This is a genomic window from Calditrichota bacterium (genome assembly GCA_016867835.1).
In the GTDB taxonomy this organism is placed as follows: Bacteria; Electryoneota; AABM5-125-24; order Hatepunaeales; family Hatepunaeaceae; genus VGIQ01.
In genome coordinates this window covers 1-2,914 of the sequence record VGIQ01000184.1, presented here as the reverse complement: position 1 = coordinate 2,914, position 2,914 = coordinate 1, and the positions used below count along the sequence as shown (strand labels likewise).

3 protein-coding genes, 2 tRNA genes, 1 pseudogene and 1 other annotated feature are annotated in these 2,914 nt (G+C 52.8%); all 6 genes and pseudogenes read right to left on the bottom strand.

Features of this window, described 5'->3' with window-relative positions; translation table 11 throughout:
• Positions 1-186: 186 nt before the first annotated feature.
• Complete coding sequence (locus tag FJY67_11845) at positions 187-375, bottom strand: type II toxin-antitoxin system HicA family toxin (protein ID MBM3330139.1); 189 nt, start codon at positions 373-375, stop codon at positions 187-189.
• The gene (locus tag FJY67_11840) at positions 376-603 is read right to left on the bottom strand and encodes a type II toxin-antitoxin system HicB family antitoxin (protein MBM3330138.1); all 228 of its coding nucleotides are present in this window, start codon (positions 601-603) and stop codon (positions 376-378) included.
• A gap of 290 nt (positions 604-893) precedes the next feature.
• Entirely contained in the window at positions 894-1,136 is a 243-nt protein-coding gene (locus FJY67_11835; protein MBM3330137.1) for a hypothetical protein, read from the bottom strand.
• 6 nt (positions 1,137-1,142) lie between these two features.
• Positions 1,143-1,396: pseudogene (locus FJY67_11830) on the bottom strand (BrnT family toxin).
• 33 nt (positions 1,397-1,429) lie between these two features.
• A tRNA-Ala gene (locus tag FJY67_11825) sits at positions 1,430-1,505 on the bottom strand.
• 83 nt (positions 1,506-1,588) lie between these two features.
• A tRNA-Ile gene (locus FJY67_11820) sits at positions 1,589-1,662 on the bottom strand.
• Positions 1,663-1,848: 186 nt separating this feature from the next.
• Positions 1,849-2,912 (bottom strand) — a sequence feature (possible 16S ribosomal RNA but does not have good blast hits on one or both of the ends).
• Positions 2,913-2,914 lie beyond the last annotated feature (2 nt).

Sequence of the window (2,914 nt, the reverse complement as noted above, 5' to 3'; positions counted from 1 at the left end):
CATCGCGCATCGACTGCACGTCATAGACCGGCGTCTGTTCGTCGAAGTAGCGGACGGTATGTTCGTCGTGGAAGCCGGTCAAATATCAATAATTCTACGAGTTTCTAGTTTCTTCTACAAACCCAGATTAGTGGGATGAGAGTATCTCTCCGGAAGGAGTTAGTTTTCAGAATCGCCTGTATCCAATTAGAACTTGGGTTTTAGGCCCGCTTGCTTGCATAATTGATTCGCGGTAATCCGGTCGAAGGTCTTATGCCTCTTCACCGGAATCTTCTTAAACCCATTGAAATAAATACTGTGGCGACGCCCCTCGCGCTGTAAGTAATAACCATTCTCCTCAAAATAGCGCAATAAATCAATGCGACTGACAGACACCTACGCGACCATCGTCGGGAGTGTTTCCATCAAAGCAGAGCCCGTGGGTATCTCCCAGCCGCTCTCTTTGTAGGCCAGTATCATTTCGTGCAGCGCATCCTTAATACACTCCCGCGCATCATCAAGATCAACGCCCTCTGTTAGCACTTCCGGCCATTCGACCAGTTGAGCCATGTAGCCTGAATCGATCTTAGTATAGTGAATTGTGTAACTCTCGATGCGTTCCATTACTTCCCTCTGAATCTTGCTGTAAATACCGGATTTGAACCGGATCTCCCGCGTACTATGAAGCCGACGGTTTGAATGGCTTATACCCAAGCGGTCGTTCTAGCAGATACCCTGGCGCTTCACCATATGGGTCTTCATAGGCGTGATAACTGCTGCAATTGCTATCATGATCGCTATCATGCCAACCTATCCTACCACACACTTTGCATTGCCACCATCGACCAAGTGGAATCTGATTATTACTACCTCCAAGCCCGCAATGCACACAGCTTCTGAGCATGCTATCAACATTACGCTACCCTCTTCTTCCTATTCCCCGCTTCCAGCCCGGCAGCCTTTATCAGTTCCCCCACCGCCCGCAGCGCCCGGTTGACGGCTTCGGAGTTGGGAAACATCTGATAGACGTCGGGCTCGAGCAATGCTACTTTCACCTTGTCCTTATACCTCTCGTAATACTTGCCGGTAACTCCATTGCTAAGGTCATATTCCGGCAGCAATTCATCTGTTGGATAATCTCTTTCGGTTTTCTTCATAGAACTTGTTTTGCGCCTTGTGGCTTCACGTGCGCTGATTAGTCTTAAGTTCTCTCCTCGTTCGGTATGCATAACTGCGATCAATCTACCGAGACTTGACATACCAAACGTGGCAAATTTTCTTCCGTTTGGGAATGTCGTTTATCAAAGACGGTGATAGCGTATTGGTCACTGAATACTGAAGCAGCTTCAGTGAATTCAACTCCATGCTTACCGGCATTCACGACCGCCTTGTCATCGTCCCATTCAAAACCTTCAATATTCAAATTCTCTCCGAAGGTCTTACAACATTCTCGTGGAGAATACCGGGTTCGAACCGGTGACCTCCGGCTTGCAAAGCCGGCGCTCTCCCAACTGAGCTAATTCCCCTCTCCGCCTGACAGTTGCCTCCCGCCTTCTGCCGGCAGAGCGGGTATCGTCGAAGCCCCCGGCCGACAGGCTTGGGACGGCCGTGGGCCTGACAAGACTCGAACTTGTGACCTCGTCCTTATCAGGGACGCGCTCTAACCACCTGAGCTACAGGCCCCGTTCGAATTTTGGACCTTCGATTTTGGATTTTGGAGTCGAAGGAAACAATTCCACAAATCCAAATTCCAAAAACCAAAATCCAAAATTGGTTTGACTTTGCGCGCGGCGGGCATAAAGCCCATTTGCCAGGTATCGACCGTCGAGTGCCTTGGGAGTTCCTTTTCAGGGTCCGCGAGCACTCTGCTCCAGAAAGGAGGTGATCCAGCCGCACCTTCCGGTACGGCTACCTTGTTACGACTTAACCCCAGTCACCGATCTCACCTTAGACGCCTGTCTCCTTGCGGTTGACTTGGGCGGCTTCGGGTGCTACCGGCTCCCATGGTTTGACGGGCGGTGTGTACAAGGCCCGGGAACGTATTCACCGCCGCGTGCTGATCGGCGATTACTAGCGATTCCACCTTCATGCAGTCGAGTTGCAGACTGCAATCTGAACTGAGGACGACTTTGTGGGATTTGCTCCACCTCGCGGTCTTGCTTCCCTCTGTATCGCCCATTGTAGTACGTGTGTAGCCCTGGCCGTAAGGGCCATGAGGACTTGACGTCATCCCCGCCTTCCTCCCGGTTAACCCGGGCAGTCCCGTTAGAGTTCCCAGCGGCTTACGCCCTGATGGCAACTAACGGTAAGGGTTGCGCTCGTTGCGGGACTTAACCCAACATCTCACGACACGAGCTGACGACAGCCATGCAGCACCTCTGCAACACCCTCGAAGGAGTCCCCCTTTCAGGGGATGAGCAGTTGCACTTCCAGGCCAGGTAAGGTTCTTCGCGTTGCATCGAATTAAACCACATACTCCACCGCTTGTGCGGGCCCCCGTCAATTCCTTTGAGTTTCAACCTTGCGATCGTACTCCCCAGGTGGAGCACTTAACGTGTTAACTGCGATACCGGAGGGGTCGATTCCCCCGACATCTAGTGCTCATCGTTTAGGGCGTGGACTACCAGGGTATCTAATCCTGTTTGCTCCCCACGCTTTCGCGCCTCAGTGTCAGTGTCAGGCCAGATGGCCGCCTTCGCCACCGGTGTTCCTCCTGATATCTGCGCATTCCACCGCTACACCAGGAATTCCGCCATCCCCTCCTGCACTCAAGAACGGCAGTATCGAAGGCAATGTGCGGGTTAAGCCCGCACCTTTCACCCCCGACTGACCGCCCCACCTACGCGCCCTTTACACCCAGTAAATCCGGACAACGCTTGCACCCCCCGTATCACCGCGGCTGCTGGCACGGAGTTAGCCGGTGCTAATTCCCAAG

Bases quoted from the DNA above. Each gene is read 5' to 3' on its own strand.
- FJY67_11835 (MBM3330137.1), bottom strand. From the start codon at position 1,136: ATGAAGAAAACCGAAAGAGATTATCCAACAGATGAATTGCTGCCGGAA.
- FJY67_11840 (MBM3330138.1), bottom strand. From the start codon at position 603: ATGGAACGCATCGAGAGTTACACAATTCACTATACTAAGATCGATTCA.